This window comes from Filimonas lacunae (assembly GCF_002355595.1).
Lineage (GTDB): Bacteria > Bacteroidota > Bacteroidia > Chitinophagales > Chitinophagaceae > Filimonas > Filimonas lacunae.
Window position 1 is genome coordinate 933334 of the sequence record NZ_AP017422.1, and the last position, 16204, is coordinate 949537.

Annotated in this window: 15 protein-coding genes; 10 read left to right on the forward strand and 5 right to left on the reverse strand. The window is 44.6% G+C overall.

The features are described from left to right. Window positions 1-132 precede the first annotated feature (132 nt). From FLA_RS03950 to FLA_RS03980, 7 genes are all read left to right on the forward strand, one after another. Entirely contained in the window at window positions 133-2052 is a 1920-nt protein-coding gene (locus tag FLA_RS03950) for a DNA topoisomerase IV subunit B (RefSeq protein ID WP_076382962.1), read from the forward strand. Between the two features lie 3 nt (window positions 2053-2055). Next, the gene (locus FLA_RS03955) at window positions 2056-2559 is read left to right on the forward strand and encodes a GNAT family N-acetyltransferase (RefSeq protein ID WP_076382960.1); all 504 of its coding nucleotides are present in this window, start codon (window positions 2056-2058) and stop codon (window positions 2557-2559) included. Continuing rightward, window positions 2559-3464 (forward strand): DUF1835 domain-containing protein, encoded by a 906-nt coding sequence (locus FLA_RS03960; RefSeq protein ID WP_076382958.1) that lies wholly within the window; start codon window positions 2559-2561, stop codon window positions 3462-3464. Before FLA_RS03955 ends, FLA_RS03960 begins: the two co-directional genes overlap by 1 nt. Window position 3465: 1 nt before the next feature. Next, a complete protein-coding gene (gloA2, locus tag FLA_RS03965) occupies window positions 3466-3864 on the forward strand; it encodes an SMU1112c/YaeR family gloxylase I-like metalloprotein (RefSeq protein ID WP_076382956.1) in 399 nt (132 codons plus the stop codon). Between the two features lie 6 nt (window positions 3865-3870). Continuing rightward, window positions 3871-6393, forward strand: coding sequence for a DNA gyrase/topoisomerase IV subunit A (locus FLA_RS03970; protein WP_076382953.1), 2523 nt, complete (start codon window positions 3871-3873; stop codon window positions 6391-6393). Window positions 6394-6491: 98 nt separating this feature from the next. Continuing rightward, window positions 6492-7322: an OmpA/MotB family protein gene (locus FLA_RS03975; protein WP_096510714.1), complete on the forward strand. Its 831-nt coding sequence runs from the start codon at window positions 6492-6494 to the stop codon at window positions 7320-7322. A gap of 164 nt (window positions 7323-7486) precedes the next feature. After that, a complete protein-coding gene (locus FLA_RS03980; protein ID WP_096510716.1) occupies window positions 7487-7837 on the forward strand; it encodes a hypothetical protein in 351 nt (116 codons plus the stop codon). Here the strand turns inward: FLA_RS03980 and aat are convergent, their stop codons facing one another. From aat to FLA_RS04000, 4 genes are all read right to left on the reverse strand, one after another. Further along, window positions 7838-8482, reverse strand: coding sequence for a leucyl/phenylalanyl-tRNA--protein transferase (aat, locus tag FLA_RS03985; RefSeq protein WP_076382949.1), 645 nt, complete (start codon window positions 8480-8482; stop codon window positions 7838-7840). Window positions 8483-8494: 12 nt separating this feature from the next. Next, window positions 8495-8803 (reverse strand): ATP-dependent Clp protease adaptor ClpS, encoded by a 309-nt coding sequence (locus FLA_RS03990; protein ID WP_076382947.1) that lies wholly within the window; start codon window positions 8801-8803, stop codon window positions 8495-8497. Window positions 8804-8911: 108 nt separating this feature from the next. Further along, window positions 8912-10021 carry an alkaline phosphatase family protein gene (locus FLA_RS03995; RefSeq protein WP_076382945.1) on the reverse strand — a complete coding sequence of 370 codons (1110 nt, stop codon included), beginning with the start codon at window positions 10019-10021 and terminating at the stop codon, window positions 8912-8914. 162 nt (window positions 10022-10183) lie between these two features. Next, complete coding sequence (locus FLA_RS04000) at window positions 10184-11728, reverse strand: PepSY-associated TM helix domain-containing protein (protein WP_076382943.1); 1545 nt, start codon at window positions 11726-11728, stop codon at window positions 10184-10186. Window positions 11729-11865: 137 nt separating this feature from the next. Here FLA_RS04000 and FLA_RS04005 point away from each other — a divergent pair, with 137 nt between their 5' ends. After that, the gene (locus FLA_RS04005; RefSeq protein ID WP_076382941.1) at window positions 11866-13164 is read left to right on the forward strand and encodes a leucine-rich repeat-containing protein kinase family protein; all 1299 of its coding nucleotides are present in this window, start codon (window positions 11866-11868) and stop codon (window positions 13162-13164) included. A gap of 161 nt (window positions 13165-13325) precedes the next feature. Then, window positions 13326-13919 (forward strand): FMN-dependent NADH-azoreductase, encoded by a 594-nt coding sequence (locus FLA_RS04010; protein WP_076382939.1) that lies wholly within the window; start codon window positions 13326-13328, stop codon window positions 13917-13919. A gap of 62 nt (window positions 13920-13981) precedes the next feature. On the opposite strand, the gene pruA is transcribed toward FLA_RS04010, so the two are convergent. After that, on the reverse strand, window positions 13982-15613 hold the full coding sequence (pruA, locus tag FLA_RS04015) for an L-glutamate gamma-semialdehyde dehydrogenase (protein WP_076382937.1): 1632 nt from the start codon (window positions 15611-15613) through the stop codon (window positions 13982-13984). 345 nt (window positions 15614-15958) lie between these two features. On the opposite strand from pruA, the gene FLA_RS31355 reads away from it, so the two are divergent. Beyond that, the gene (locus FLA_RS31355) at window positions 15959-16111 is read left to right on the forward strand and encodes a hypothetical protein (RefSeq protein ID WP_159445209.1); all 153 of its coding nucleotides are present in this window, start codon (window positions 15959-15961) and stop codon (window positions 16109-16111) included. Window positions 16112-16204 lie beyond the last annotated feature (93 nt).

Genomic DNA, 16204 nt, shown 5'->3' on the forward strand with positions numbered 1-16204 from the left:
CCTGCCGCTTTGCGCTATTTGCATTTTACCCCTATATTTGCCCGGCAACACCTATTGCTAAAAAAGTTAGTTGCTGGTTTGACCGGGATGTACAGGGCCGGGTTTAACTGATGAATGATAAAAAAAGGTAGTATGGCAGAACCTCAAAAGAAACAGGCAGAATATACGGAAGATAGTATCCGGAGCTTAGACTGGAAGGAACATATCAGGCTGCGCCCCGGTATGTATATTGGTAAACTGGGAGATGGTGCTGCACCTGATGATGGTATTTATGTGTTGGTGAAAGAGGTGATGGATAACTGTATTGATGAACACACCATGGGTCATGGTAAACACATTGATCTGTTTATTGAAGAAAGAACGGTAACCATACGCGACTATGGCCGGGGTATTCCTTTGGGGAAACTGGTAGATGTGGTTAGTAAAATCAACACCGGAGCTAAATACGACAGTAAGGCGTTCCAGAAAAGTGTGGGTTTGAACGGTGTGGGTACCAAAGCGGTGAACGCGTTGAGCAGTTATTTTAAAGTGCAGAGCGTGCGTGATGGCAAACTGAAAGTAGCCGAATTTGAAAAAGGCAACTTACTGAAAGAGCATAAAGAGGTAAGCACGGACGAAGCCAATGGAACGTTGGTAAGCTTTATTGCGGATGACACCATTTTCCGTAACTACCATTATATACATGAATACCTGGATAACCTGCTGTGGAACTATTGTTACCTGAACGCAGGACTGATTATTAATTTCAATGGTAAAAAATATGTAAGCCGCAATGGTTTATTGGACTTGTTGCAACGCAAAACCAATGAAGACGAGCTGCGTTACCCCATTATTCACCTGAAAGGGGAGGATATTGAAATTTCACTTACGCACAATAATGATTACGGTGAAGATATTTTCTCGTTTGTAAACGGACAGTATACAACCCAGGGTGGTACACACCAGCAGGCTTTTCGCGAAGGGTTTGTAAAAACCATCCGTGAATTTTACAAAAAAGATTACGATGCAGCAGATATACGCCAGAGCATAGTCGCTGCTGTTAGTGTAAGGGTGCAGGAGCCGGTGTTTGAAAGCCAGACCAAAACCAAACTGGGTAGCCAGTATGTGTTTGAAGGTGGGCCAAGCATGAAAAACTTTATAGGCGACTTCCTGGCTAAAGACCTGGATAACTTTTTACACCGTAACCAACAGGTGGCCGATGCGCTGAAAAAGCGTATTGAGCAAAGTGAGAAAGAGCGCAAAGAGCTGAGTGGTATTCGTAAGCTGGCTAACGAGCGCGCCAAAAAAGCAAACCTGCATAACAAAAAGTTACGCGATTGCCGTTTCCATTATAATGATGAGCCTACGGGTAAAGACAAAGAAGCCGTTCTGGAAAAACAGAAGGGCACTACGGTGTTTATTACGGAAGGGGATAGTGCCAGTGGTTCTATCACCAAGGCGCGCCAGGTAGAAACACAGGCAGTGTTTAGCTTACGCGGTAAGCCGTTAAACTGTTATGGTCTTACCAAAAAAGTGGTGTACGAAAACGAAGAGTTTAACCTGTTACAGCACGCTTTAAATATTGAAGACGGCCTGGAAGGCTTACGTTATAACAGGGTGGTAATTGCTACCGATGCCGATGTGGATGGTATGCACATTCGCCTGTTAATGATGACTTTCTTCCTGCAGTTTTTCCCCGATCTGGTGAAGAGAGGACACGTATACATTCTGGAAACGCCGTTGTTCCGGGTGCGTAACAAGCAACATACACATTACTGCTACGACGAAACAGAAAAGCAGGCAGCGATTAAAAAGCTGGGTGGTAAGCCGGAAATTACCCGCTTTAAAGGGCTGGGTGAAATTTCTCCGGAAGAGTTTGAGCGCTTTATCAGCGCCGATATGCGCCTGCAACCGGTAATTCTGGAGCAGGGCGATCATATTCAGCAATTACTGGAATATTACATGGGTAAAAACACCATGGATCGCCAGGAGTTTATTATTAATAACCTGCGGGTAGAATTAGATTTGATTGAAGAAAGTGCTGCCGCAGCTATTGCAACAGCGGGAGAATAATGTATGAAACCGGTATTCAGATATGCAGCATTAACAGATTTGCCATGGGTGGTAGCGGTATATAATTCTATTGTAGCCGGCCGCATGGTAACTGCCGATACAGATGAGGTATCGGTAGAAAGCCGTTTACCCTGGTTTGAAGCACATGACGAAAAGCATCCCTTGTGGATTGTGGAAGCAGATGGGCAACCGGTAGGTTGGGTAAGCCTGCAAAAGTTTTATGGCAGGCCTGCTTACGATATCACGGCTGAAATAAGCATTTACCTGCATGAAAGCACACGCGGACGCGGGCTGGGGAAGATAGTGTTACAGGAAGCGATTGCGCATAGTGCTGCATTAGGTATTGAAAATCTGCTGGGATTTGTGTTTGCACATAATATTCCCAGTATGAAGCTGTTTGAATGGGCAGGTTTTTCGCAGTGGGCCAATATGCCGGGTATAGCGTTGCTGGATGGTGAATACAGATCGTTAATTATTCTGGGTAAAAAATTAAATACACAACCGTAATGATACACGTTGTTTTTCAGGAGGCTGATATAGCTGTATTAGAAAAAGCTATTGAGCTGGATGCAAAAATGGCCGGACTTGTATTGCAGATAAGGGATGATTTTGCGGTAGGTCCACTGGGCAAAGTATATGAAGCGGAAGGCTTTCAGGAAAGAAAAGCCTGGTGGGAAGAGGTGTTGGAATATTCGCCTTACCTGGCAGATTTTAATATGACAGATGACCGCTGGACAGTACACCAGTTGGCTAAATATCTGAAAGAAGGCATTTATACATTCCAGGCGGCTGAAGGCGAAGAGCCTAAAGTGTACCGGGAAGAAGAGGAAGCGGTTATCTGGGTTTGGATGGGACAAAACCAGCACGATGTGTGTGGCTATTACTGGTTAATGAGCCAGCTGAAAGATTTCCAGGGAAGGGTACAGGTGTTGTATATGAACAACCTGCCTTTCATCAACGAAAAAGGCGGCATCTTTTACCCGGTAAACCTGTTTGAAATACAACCCAAAGAGTTTTTAAAAGCCAAACGCCTGGCACGTCCTATTACTTTAAGTGAGTTTGAAGTTGATCCGGATGAGTGGAAGAAGCTGTGCAATGAAAGTGCAGGGGTGCGTATTCTGGAAGGTGGCAAAAAGATAGTAAGTAAAGAAGTAACTTTTTACGATAAGGATATACTCACAGCAGTAGGCAGCGAGGCCGGAAAATTGAATAAAGTAATCAGTAATACTTTAAGCAAAATGAAGCTGAAAACCGGTGATGCCTTCCTGGTATGGCGTATTCGCCAGTTGGTGGCAGAAGGTAAGCTGGATGTTACCGGCGACTGGGCAAAAGGCTGGAAAGATATTGTTGTTAAACCCGCAGGTATGGCTACCAGTAGTGAAGAGCAGCCTGCAGAAGAACCCGCGCAGTAACATGAAACTAAAAGGCATACACCATATTGCTATTATTGCGGAAGACTACGCAGTAAGCAAGCAGTTTTATACAGAGATACTTGGTTTTGAGGTAATGCAGGAAGTATACCGTGCCGAAAGAGATTCGTATAAGCTGGACCTGGCGCTGGATGGCTTGTACCAGATAGAGCTGTTTAGCTTTCCTGATTACAGGCCCAGGGGATCGTACCCCGAAGCAGCAGGGTTACGTCACCTGGCTTTTAAGGTAGAAGATGTGGCAGCATGGATCACTTACCTGCGCAGCAAAGGAGTAGAGGTACAGGATGTGCGGGTGGATGAGTATACCGGTAAAAAATTTACATTCTTTAACGATCCTAACGGCCAGCCGTTGGAATTATATGAACACACTGACCTGAAATAAACAAAGATGGCTAAGGAGAATATTAAGCAGATTGATTTAACGAACGACTCGGGTGTACTGGGGCAGTATAAAACCTGGTTTCTGGATTATGCTTCCTATGTAATTCTGGAACGTGCCGTACCGGCTATTGAAGACGGTTTAAAACCCGTACAGCGCCGCATACTGCACTCGATGAAGGAAATGGACGATGGCAGGTTTAACAAGGTGGCCAATATTATCGGGCAAAGCATGCAGTATCACCCGCATGGCGACGCCAGTATTGGCGAGGCTTTGGTAAACATGGGCCAGAAAGATCTGCTGGTAGAAACCCAGGGTAACTGGGGGGATGTGCGCACAGGTGATGATGCAGCGGCTGCCCGTTATATAGAAGCACGCTTATCCAAGTTTGCTTTGGAGGTTGCGTTTAACCCTAAAACCACCGATTGGCAGGTAAGTTATGATGGCCGTAAGCAAGAGCCTGTAACGCTGCCTATGAAGTTTCCGTTGCTGTTAACGCAGGGAGCTGATGGTATTGCGGTAGGTTTATCTACAAAAATACTACCCCATAACTTTTGCGAGGTGTGTGATGCTGCTATCAAATACCTGAAAGGCAAAAAGTTTGATTTATATCCCGACTTTCTTACCGGTGGTATGCTGGACGCTACCAACTACAACGAAGGCAAGCGTGGCGGTAAAGTGCGTGTACGCGCTGTAATTGAAGAGCTGGATAAGAAAACACTGGTAATAAGAAGTGTGCCTTATGGCGTAACTACTTCTTCGCTGATGGACTCTATTGTAAAGGCCAACGACCAGGGAAAAATAAAAATTAAAAAGGTAACGGACGAAACTGCGAAAGAAGTAGAAATTCTGGTGGAGTTGTCGGCTGGTATTTCTCCGGATATTACTATAGATGCCTTATATGCTTTTACTGATTGTGAGGTAAGCATTTCTCCTAACGCCTGCGTAATTGTGGAAGACCGCCCCAGGTTCTTAGGTGTAAAAGAGCTGTTAAGTTATTCGGCCGATCATACCAAAGATCTGTTGAAGAAAGAGCTGGAAATTAAGCTGGCCGAGTTAGAAGAAAAATGGCACTATACTTCATTAGAAAAAATATTCTTTGAAGAGAAGATATACAAAGAGCTGGAAAAAGGATATGCTACCTGGGATAAAGTAATAGAAGCGATTGATGTGGCATTTGGTCCGTTTAAAAAGCAACTGAAGCGCGATGTAACCCGCGAAGATATTCTGAAGCTGACCGAGAAGCCGGTACGACGTATTTACAAGCTGGATATTAACGACCTTATTACCCAGATTAAAGGTATTGATGCCGAGATAAAGCAGGTAAAACACGACCTGGAAAACCTGGTGGATTATGCGGTGGCTTACTTTGAAAACCTGCTGAAAAAGTATGGTAAAGACCGTGGCCGCAGAACTGAAATGAAACTGTTTGATACCATTCAGGCTAAAAATGTAGCTATTGCCAATACCAAACTTTACATTAACCGTGCAGAAGGCTTTATAGGCAGTGGTTTGAAGAAAGAAGAGTTACTGTGCGAGTGTACCGACCTGGATGATATCATTGTATTTACGCGCAGAGGTATTATGAAAATTGTGCGTGTCGCTGACAAGGTATTTATAGGAAAAGATATTATTCATGCTGCTATTTTCCAGAAGAGCGATGAGCGCATGACCTATAATATGATCTATGCCGATGGCGCTACCAGCGTTGCTTATGCCAAACGCTTTAATGTAACAGGTATTACCCGCGATAAAGAATACGACTTAACCAAAGGTTCGGATAAATCGAAGGTGTTATACTTTACCGCCAACCCCAATGGGGAGGCGGAAGTGGTAAAAGTGTTGTTAAGCCCCAGTGCCAGCGCACGTACCAAGGAGCTTGACTTCCACTTTGAAGAACTGGAAATTAAAAACCGTAACTCTATGGGCAACCAGGTTACCAAGTATTCTATCCGTTCTATTAAATTGAAGGAAGCAGGTAAGTCAACCCTGGCCGGTAAAAAATTGTGGTTCGATGATCAGTTTGGTCGTTTGAACATGGAAGAAAAAGGTATTTACCTGGGTAGTTTTGATAGCGATGAGAAAGTGCTGGTGATGTATGAAGATGGCAACTATGAAATAGCAGATGCAGAAATGACACGCCGTTTTGATGCCGAGAAAGTGAAGATGATAGAAAGGTTTGATCCGGAGAAGATAGTAACCGCTGTTTACCTGGATAATGATAAACTACAGTTTAACGTGAAACGGTTTAAAATTGAAACCACCACGATAAACAATAAGTTTATGTTTATTAAAGAAGGAGAGGGCAATAAAGTAGAAGCCATCACTACCGATGCCAAACCTATTTTAATATTGACCACCGGCAGAGGTACGCAACAACGCACACAGAAAATGAAGGTGGCCGATTTTGTGGAAGTGATGGGTTGGAAAGCTGCTGGTAACAAGCTGGCTGATTATAACAAGAGTGTTACTATGGAGTGGGAAAGGAAAGTTAAACCGGGAGAAGATAATGGACAAACGGAATTATTCTAGATAAATGGTAGTTAGCCAGCCCGAATGTAATTAAGGCATTGCTTTTGCATTCTGGCTGGCGACTCTTATTTGTAATACATCCGAATTGAAAAACCAACATGATGAAACAAACAGTAACAACAGCATTTATAGCTATAGCCACCGCTGCTATGCTTACCAGCTGTGTAGCCAAAAGAAAGTTAGTAGACTCTGAAATTAAGGTGCGTTTGCTAAAAAGCGACAGCGCATTACAAGCCAACCAGATTAACCTGCTGCAAGGCGAATTGGATTCGCTGAAAGGCACAAACAGCTCGTTATACAATCAAAACAGCAACCTGCAGAATAAGCTGAGCGCTGCTAATTCAGATGCCGAGCAGAAAAAGAGCCAATTGCAGCAAAGCAAACAGCAAATTGAAGAGCAGCAAAGAAAGTTAGCGCAACTGCAGGCTTTAATTGATCAACAGAAAGCAGCCAGTGCCGAATTACGCAAAAAAATGGCAGTTGCTTTAGGTGGCTTTACTTCCAACGAATTAACCATCTCTACTAAAAACGGTAAAGTATATGTGAGCTTACAGGAAAATCTGTTGTTTCCATCCGGTAGTGCCAAAGTAAACGAAATGGGCAAAACTGCTTTGGCTAAGCTGGCAGAGGTATTGAATGTAAACCCTGATATTTCTGTAAACATTGAGGGGCACACCGATTCTATTCCTATCAAGGGCCGTTTTGAAGATAACTGGGCGTTAAGCGTTGCGCGTGCGACTTCTATTGTACGTGTGCTGGTAAATGAGTACAAGGTAGATGCCACCAGGGTGGTAGCTTCCGGGCACAGCCAGTTCGACCCGGTTCAGCCTAACGGCACACCGGAAGGAAGGGCGAAGAACAGACGTACCGAAATTATATTAACACCTAAACTGAATGAATTGTACAACCTGTTGGAAGGGGTACAATAGTTTAGTGGTCAGTAAATAGTAAAAGGTGGGCAGTTAGAAATAGCTGCCCACCTTTTTATTGATACCTGGTGGCTGGGAAAAAATAATGGCTGAAACCGGTAACAAAATACCGGTAAGGTTGATTTAGTAGTATAACAATCACGTGTTCACTTAAAAAATGCGATATGAAAAAGTTACTCTCTGTTATACTGCTGTCATTTACAGGCCTGCTGGCCGTGGCTCAGCAACCAGCAAAAAAAGAAACTTCTCAGGCGGCTGCCAAACCGGCGGCTGTGCGTTCGGTAGGTAATAATACTAAAGGGGGCGGAGCTGCTTCGGCCAGTTATGCAGCTACAGGTAAGGCAGTGCAGGCAGCAGATACCGCCAAAGCCGGAAAACAAACCCAGGGAGCTACGTTTGGAGAAAAGGTAGCTCAGGGGCTGCATGCAGCCGGTAATGCTGTGGCCCAGGGAAGTTCTGTTAAAACCGCTAATACAGCTGATACGGTAAAGGCGGCTACCCAAAAGAAACAATAATTAAATAAGGGCATCCAGTGCCTGGATAAACTGCCGGCGTGGCATCATGCCGGCTCCCAGGCTTGAGAGGTGATTGGTATATACCTGGCAGTCAATCAACTGAACGTTTTCCTGCATCAATTGCTGTACATAGCTGATAAAAGCATATTTGCTGGCATTGCTTACCAGGCTGAACATGCTTTCGCCAAAAAATACTTTACCCATGCGGATACCATAAAGGCCACCTACCAGCTCATTGCCCAGCCATGCTTCCGCGCTATGGGCATAACCACGCTTATGCAGCTGGTTATAAGAGAATTCTACATCGTCGGTAATCCAGGTGCCTAACTGGTCTTCGCGTGTTACGCTTTTGCAGTGATGTATCACCTGTGAAAATGCGGTATTAACAGTAAAGCGGAAAGCATCGCGTTTCAAAAGCACTTTCATGCTTTTGCTGATGTTCAGTTGTTGGGGAAGTAATACAAAACGTGGGTCGGGGCACCACCATAAAGGCACATCGCCTTCATACCAGGGAAAAATGCCCTGGCGATAAGCCAGTAATATTCTTTCCTCGCTTAAATCGCCGCCAATGGCTACCATGCCATCGTCCATAGCCTCTTCTACGGGAGGAAACCAGAGCTTATCATCTAAAACGTGTAAAGGCATCCGTTAAAAATATCACTTCTTGGCCACAGTTTCAATAGTGGCACCAATGCCTCTTTCGGTAATAGCGTCGCACATAGGCTTTAAGGTATCATAGTCGCCGTTTTTTACAGCATACTTGCCCTTAAAATGAATCATCAGCGCACACTGCTCTGCTTGTTCCTGGCTGTGATCACATACTTCTATCAGCGTTTCTATCACCCAGTCGAATGTGTTTACCTCATCGTTCCATACAACAAGCGACCACGGTTGCTCCACATCCGTCAACACGTCAACATCCTGCTCGTATTCAGGCTTTACACTATGTGCTAAAGGGGTAATCATATGGCAAAATTACCGTATTCCGGTTCATTAGGCAAAAAACGCGGTAATGTATTGCAGGGGGATATGTATTTTTTGTTTTTACTATATAAATAATGGGTTGCAAGAGAATCAGTTACCCGTAAAACCTGCTATTTCTTCCTTAGTAAATGTGGTGGCAATAGGGTGATTTCCAGTACTATGCCTGGTTTGAAACGATACACCTGTTAACTGGGCAATAGTAGCAGCTATTTGCTTTTGCCATAATTGCTGGGGTGTTTTCATTTCACCGGATGGGGTAATGCCTGCACCTAACAGGGCTATCCAGGTTTCGCCCGAACCTTTGATCCAGAAGCCATGTGTTTTCCAGTTATTATTATTACGGCCCCTGCCATGATCGGTGGTAATGATAAAAGTGGTATTGTTTTTATAAAACGGATCTGTTTGCACCTGGTACCATAAGCTGGCTATCATATGATCCACGTCGTTGGCTTTTTGCAGGTACAGATCGTATTCGCCGTGGTGGGCATGTTCATCCGTTTCGCCCAGGCTCAGAAACACCACTTTAGGGTGATGCTGCGTAATGTATTCGCGCGCGCTGGCATAGGTGAGTAGATCGTGACGTGTATTGTTTTTATGCGCTACCTGGTTTTGCACCTGGTTAATTAAAATGTTGGTGGAGTCTGTGTCTTCCTCCAGGTTTTCATAGCCTGCATTTACAGGCACATGGCTCCTGGTTTCATTCAGAATGTAAGGCATGATATTCCAGGAACTAAATGCTACTACCTGCCCCTTATAGGCATCCTGCTGGTTAATATATTCCAGCACGTTGATATTACGGTTAGCTATTGGGCTGTTGGGATTAAAACGCGGATCGGCATAGCCGGTGAATATTTCGTTATAGCCGGGGTAAGATATCTTATAAAAGTTTTTAACGTTTACCTGGTTGTTCCAGGCACGGTTGCCATATAACTGTCCCTGTCTGGCAATCACATTCCAGAAAAAAGGCATGAGCTTTTCACGTCTGGCTTCCGGCGTGGAAGCCCAGTACATCTGATGCGTTAAAGCGGTGTCCTGCACATAATCATTATCTGAAATGATGATGGAATCAGCACCATTAAACACTTCCTGCCAACGGAAGCCGTCGGTAGTGATAATAAAGATATTACGGGCAGTGTCAGGTGTTTGAGCAATGGCTGTAATGCAAAGTAACAGACTTGCGGAAAAGAGAAACAGTTTCATGGCCAACGGTTTTACAAAGGAACTTTGAGAACGTAACCTGTGTATGAACGCAGCATTAACTTACTGTTATTGATACACAGGTGGTGCACAATGCTCCGGTTGCAAAAGATGTTCCATGTATATTCCACCACACAAAGCCTTTAAAAGGCAGTAGCAGAAAGTTTAAAAGAGACGCCAACCGGTGTTTAGTAGCAAAAAATACACAGGTACAAAAGCCAGTACAAAACCTAACGACAATGCCAAGTAACGGTTCAGGCTGCGGCTGCTTCTTTTAAAAGGCCACAGCAACAATTGAACAACCATACATAACAAGGCCACTACACCATTTAAAACTACCAGGGTTGTGCTGAAGGCAATGGAAAAAACAGCAGGTTGCAGGGGCATGCCTGCAAACAGTCCGTAAACAGCGCCCATTATAGCACTTATCAGCATAAACCAACCGGCGTATACCAGGCCTTTTTTCAACTGTTTGCCAAAGTAAGGGAACGTTTTTAGCGGAGCTTCTTCTGTGGAGGAGATAGCGCGTTTAGGAGCTGCCTGTACAGCTTCTCCATCTGCATCCACCTGTATATTTTCTTTCCGGCTTTTTTGCTTTTTCCAGCGGGGATACCAGATAATAAAACCTGTTATAAATAAAGCCAGTGGCACCATCCCTGCCAGCAACGCCAGTATTTTAGTAGGTATACCACCAAAGTTGCCAAAGTGAATAGGTTGTAACCAGCTTAAATAGGCAGCTGCTACCGGGGGAAAGTCTTTCCGGCTGTTCAGCAACACCTTACCACTGTATTGATCCAGTATCAGCATTTCTCTTTTTCCTTCGGCGGGCAGGCCTTTATCGCGAATGTCCAGGCGAAAGTTACCGGTAGAATCTGCAGGAAAAGCGATACCCGCAATTTCACTGCCTGGTAGTTCCTGCTCTTTTATCTGGTAAAGTTTATCCAGCGGCATTGTTACTGCATGGGCCTGCCAGGTGGATTTAGCCCCTAATAGTTTAGCAGCACCTTGTGGCGGTAAGCCACTTAAAGTAAACAGCATGGGAATGATCACAATAGAAAAAGTAAGGCAAAAGCCGGTAAGCGCTATTAAGGAAACAAAGGGAGCGGTGTAAAAACCAATTACGTTATGCCAGTCGTAATTCTGACGTTTAAAAGAAGCTTTGAAATTTACGGTAAGCACTGTTTTCAATTGCTTCCACTTTTTAGGGATCCATAACCGCAAACCGGTAATAGTTAATATCAGCAGTATCAAAGCGCTGATACCTACTATATACCTGCCTGCTACCGGCACCAGCAGCGAGGTGTGTATTTCGGTAACAATATGTATAAAACTGCTTTCATACAAACGTTTGCCGGTGGGCTGGCCCGTATAGGGGCTTACAAAAAGCTGTTCTTCCTTTTTGTAATTGAAAAAGATATAAGGTTCTGTTACGTTTTTGCCGGGCAATAACACATAGCTGAAAGTATCTTTAGGATAAGCTTGTTTTACCATGGGCATAATCTCCTCCACAGGCATACGGCGCTGGCCTGCCAGCACTTTAAACAAGGTGGGGTTTAGCGCCTGGTCTATCTCGTCGCGAAACACCAGCAGGCTGCCGGTGATACCTACCACTGCAATAATAAAACCGGCAATAATGCCCAGGTATACGTGCCATTTACCAAACCAGCGCTGTTGATGGCGTGCCCATCCTTTCTTGTAATTATTACTCATATTCCGCAGATAATAAACAGTGTTTTGCGGGCGCAAAATCTGTATTTATCTCACTTCCGGTTTATGTTATCCGGAAAAGTATTTGTGTAACAGGAAAAAAGAGGGGCAGGCGGTTTAATAATTATCTTGCCGCCTATATGAATACGCTGCAACAATTATTATCCGGTGAGCTGGCCGGGGCGAAGCGGGTAAAGCTGGCATGCGGACTTACCGAATTTCCGCAGGAATTGTTTCAACTGGCTGATACGCTGGAGATACTGGATTTATCAGGCAATCGCCTATCCGACCTGCCAGCTGATTTTGACCGGCTGCACAAGTTAAAAATCCTGTTCTGTTCTGATAACCTTTTTACAGTGTTTCCGGAAGTGTTGTCGCGTTGCTCCTTACTGGAAATGGTAGGATTTAAATCGAATAGAATAGCCGTTATACCCGAAGCCGCTTTCCCACCACAATTACGCTGGCTGATATTAACCAACAATTGCCTGGAAAAAATACCCGCCGCTATTGGCCAATGTATAAGGCTGCAAAAGTGCATGCTGGCAGGTAACCGGTTAACAGGTTTACCGGATGAAATGCGCTATTGCCACAACCTGCAACTGCTGCGTATTTCAGCCAATGAAATGGCTACACTGCCTGACTGGTTATTTACATTGCCACGTTTATCGTGGCTGGCTATGGCAGGTAATCCGTGCTGCCATCAGCCTGCTGTTACCGCACCGGAATGGATTCACTGGAACGAGCTGGAAGTAACACATCAGTTGGGAGAGGGAGCATCGGGATTTGTATCTACCGGCAACTGGCACAAGCATATACAACAACAGCGGGAAATTGCGGTAAAACTGTTTAAAGGAGAGGTGACCAGCGATGGCTTACCACAGGAAGAAATGAATGCTACAGTGGCCGCAGGAACACATGTTAACCTGGTGCAGGTACTGGGGCAGATTAGTCATCACCCCGATCAGAAAAAGGGATTGGTGCTGAACCTGATACCAGCCACGTTTGCCAACCTGGGTAACCCGCCCGATTTTGATACCTGCACGCGTGATACGTTTGCTGCCGGCACTGCTTTTACCATAGATACCATGTTGGCGGTGGCCAGGGCATTGGCTTCTGTAGGAGCCCATTTGCATGCACGCGGTATTATGCACGGCGACTTATATGCACATAATATTCTGATAGATAAAGCAGGTGGTGTGCTGCTGGTAGACTATGGAGCAGCCACTATGTATAACAGGGCAGCTGTCCATGCGGCGGCTATAGAGCGGCTGGAAGTAAGGGCCTATGGTTGCCTGCTGGATGATTTGCTTTTGCATGCGGCTCCCGAACCTGCACAGCAGGAAAGGAGGGATGGGTTACTGGCATTGCGTGACGCCTGTATGCAGGAACAAGTGCTGTTAAGGCCTTCCTTTGAAACCCTGGTGCAACAGCTGGGGTAGTGTTGATTTGTATAACAGCTGGTGTGTTTTGTACATTGACAGGTAAGTGTCACACGTATACTTTTGAACCTGGCTACGGCTATTCAATCCCCTTCAGGAATGATTTGTTCTGAAGGGGATTTTGTTTATAGAGAATATTACATTGTTAAATACAGAAAGAAATGAAAGTACTGAGTGTTATCTCAAGTCCGCGTGGCGCTGCTTCTAACAGCATCAAACTGGCCAACGCAATTATTGAAAAACTGCAAGCAGCGAATCCTGCTGCTACTGTAGTAGTAAAAGACCTTACCCAAACACCTTTCCCACACCTGGAAGAGTCGCACCTGAATGCATTTTTTACACCAGCTGAAAAGCATTCAGAAGAAAATAAAATGGCTATCCGTCATTCCAATGAAGCCATACAGCAACTGATGGAAGCGGATGTGCTGGTAATAGGTGCACCCATGTACAACTTTGGTATTTCTTCTACTTTAAAAGCGTGGATAGATCATATCTGCCGTGCCGGCATTACTTTCCGTTACACAGCCAATGGCCCCGAAGGTTTGGTAAAAGGTAAAAAAGTATATGTTGCGGTAGCCACAGGTGGTGTGTACAGTGGCGATTTACAGGCAATGGATTTTGTAGCGCCTTACCTCAAAACCGTATTAGGTTTTATTGGTATCACCGATGTTGCTTTTGTAAAAGCAGAAGGCTTTGCTATGAGTGGCCTGCAGGATACTGCATTGGAAACAGCTATTAACAGCATTGTATTATAACAGATACAACTATCAATAAAAAGCCTGCCATGTATAGGATGTACAGGCAGGCTTTTTTGTGCTTATTTATCTAAGAAAGGATAATGGTAACTGGTTGCTCCGTTGAAAGTTTCTTTGATAGTTCGCGGCGAAACCCATCTTAACAGGTTAATCATAGAGCCCGCTTTGTCATTGGTGCCCGATGCACGTGCACCACCAAAAGGCTGTTGTCCTACTACTGCGCCGGTGGGCTTGTCGTTAATATAAAAGTTGCCTGCAGCATTTCGTAAAGCATGAGAAGCTTTGTCAATGGCATACCTGTCCTGTGCTATAAAAGCACCGGTTAATGCATAGCCCGAAGTGCTGTCCACTACTTTCAGAATGTGATCAAACTCTTCATCATTATAAATGTACAGGGTTAACACAGGTCCGAATATTTCTTCACACATAGTGGTATAATTCGGGTTGGTGGTAACAATAACAGTAGGCTCAATAAAGTATCCTTTCTCTTTGCTATAGTTGCCGCCTGCTATAATCTCTGCCTGGGCATCATTTTTAGCATTGTTGATATAGCTGGCTATTTTATCAAATGATTTCTCATCGATCACCGCATTAATGAAGTTGCCATACTCTTCTACACCGCCCATTTTCAGGCTGGCCAGATCGGCTACCAACAGTTCTTTTAAGGCAGGCCACAAGCTGGCAGGTACATAGCCCCTGGATGCAGCAGAGCATTTCTGACCCTGGTATTCAAACGCACCTCTTACAAACGCAGTATTAGTAAGCTTTATATCGGCACTGGGGTGTACAAGAATGAAGTCCTTGCCACCGGTTTCGCCTACAATGCGTGGATAGGTTTTGTATTTGCTGATGTTGTTGCCAATGGTTTGCCAGATATTCTGGAACACACCGGTGGAACCGGTAAAGTGAATGCCGGCAAAGTCGGGGTGCTGGAAAATAACGTCACCTGCATCCGTACCTGAAACGTATACCAGGTTAATAACGCCATCGGGTAAGCCCGCTTCTTTTAATATTTTCATGATCAAAGCTGCAGAGTAGATCTGGGTGTTGGCTGGCTTCCATACCACTACGTTGCCCATCATAGCTACACAGGCAGGCAGGTTGCCGGCAATAGCGGTGAAGTTGAAAGGAGTTAAGGCAAACACAAATCCTTCCAGCGGTCTTTGTTCTACACGGTTCCAGGTGCCGGGGCCTGATACAGGGGGCTGCTGGCTGTATATTTCAGACATATACTTCACGTTAAAACGTAAGAAGTCGATCAGCTCACAAGCGGCATCAATCTCGGCCTGGTAGGCGTTCTTGCTTTGGCAAAGCATGGTAGCGGCATTCAGCTGGTAGCGGTATTTACCGGCTATTAAGTCTGCCGCCTTTAAAAAGATAGCAGCTCTTTGTTCCCATGCCAGGTTTTCCCAGCTTTCTTTAGCGGTCAATGCGGCATCAATAGCCTGCTGCACGTGCTGCTTATTACCCTGGTAGTAATAGCCCAGGCAATGTTTGTGATCGTGGGGGGGATGCATAGATACCTTTTTATCGGTAGTAACTTCTGCAGCACCTATATACATAGGGATGGTTGTTTCTGTTGCACGTGCCTGCGCCAGCGCATCAGTTAACAATGCTCTTTCTTTACTGCCGGGTGCATATTGCAAAACCGGTTCATTTACCGGGGTGGGTACGTTAAAAAAGCCTTTTAGCATAATGAGGTATTTACAAAGTGTTGAGTGTAAGAACACACACACTGCAAAAGAACTTAAATACGTTGGCGACGCTTTATCCAAAATTGTCCACTTGTTATCCGCTGGTGTTTGAATTTTGCTAGTAATGCTTTGAAATGTGTTAGTGAAGTTCTCGCAAGGTGTATGAACTTTGCCGGATGAAAATTCGTAGATGAGATGTTAGAAACCGGAAAATGGCAAAATGGGTGGTATATTTCCCTAGCTACAGCTGAAGAGGACTTTTTGTTCAGATTTGAGCAACATTTTTTTCCGGACAATTTACTGCTGCGTTTACAGGCTCTGAATTTATTTACCGGCCGTAAAGTAATGAACAGACTGACTGATGTGCAGGAGCATGAAGCCAAAGCCATATGTCGTAAACTGAATGTTGAGAAAAGCTCATCATACCCCTTCTCCAAAGAGTTGCAACTGGCTTATGTAAGTCAGTTGTTACATCTGTTATTAAAAGCGCGTAATTAGTTATTCTCTTTTGCATAACATTTTTAGTAAAGTTTTTTTTCTGCTCATATATAATTTAGTATACTGTTTATTAGCAGTGTAAAACATGATAGT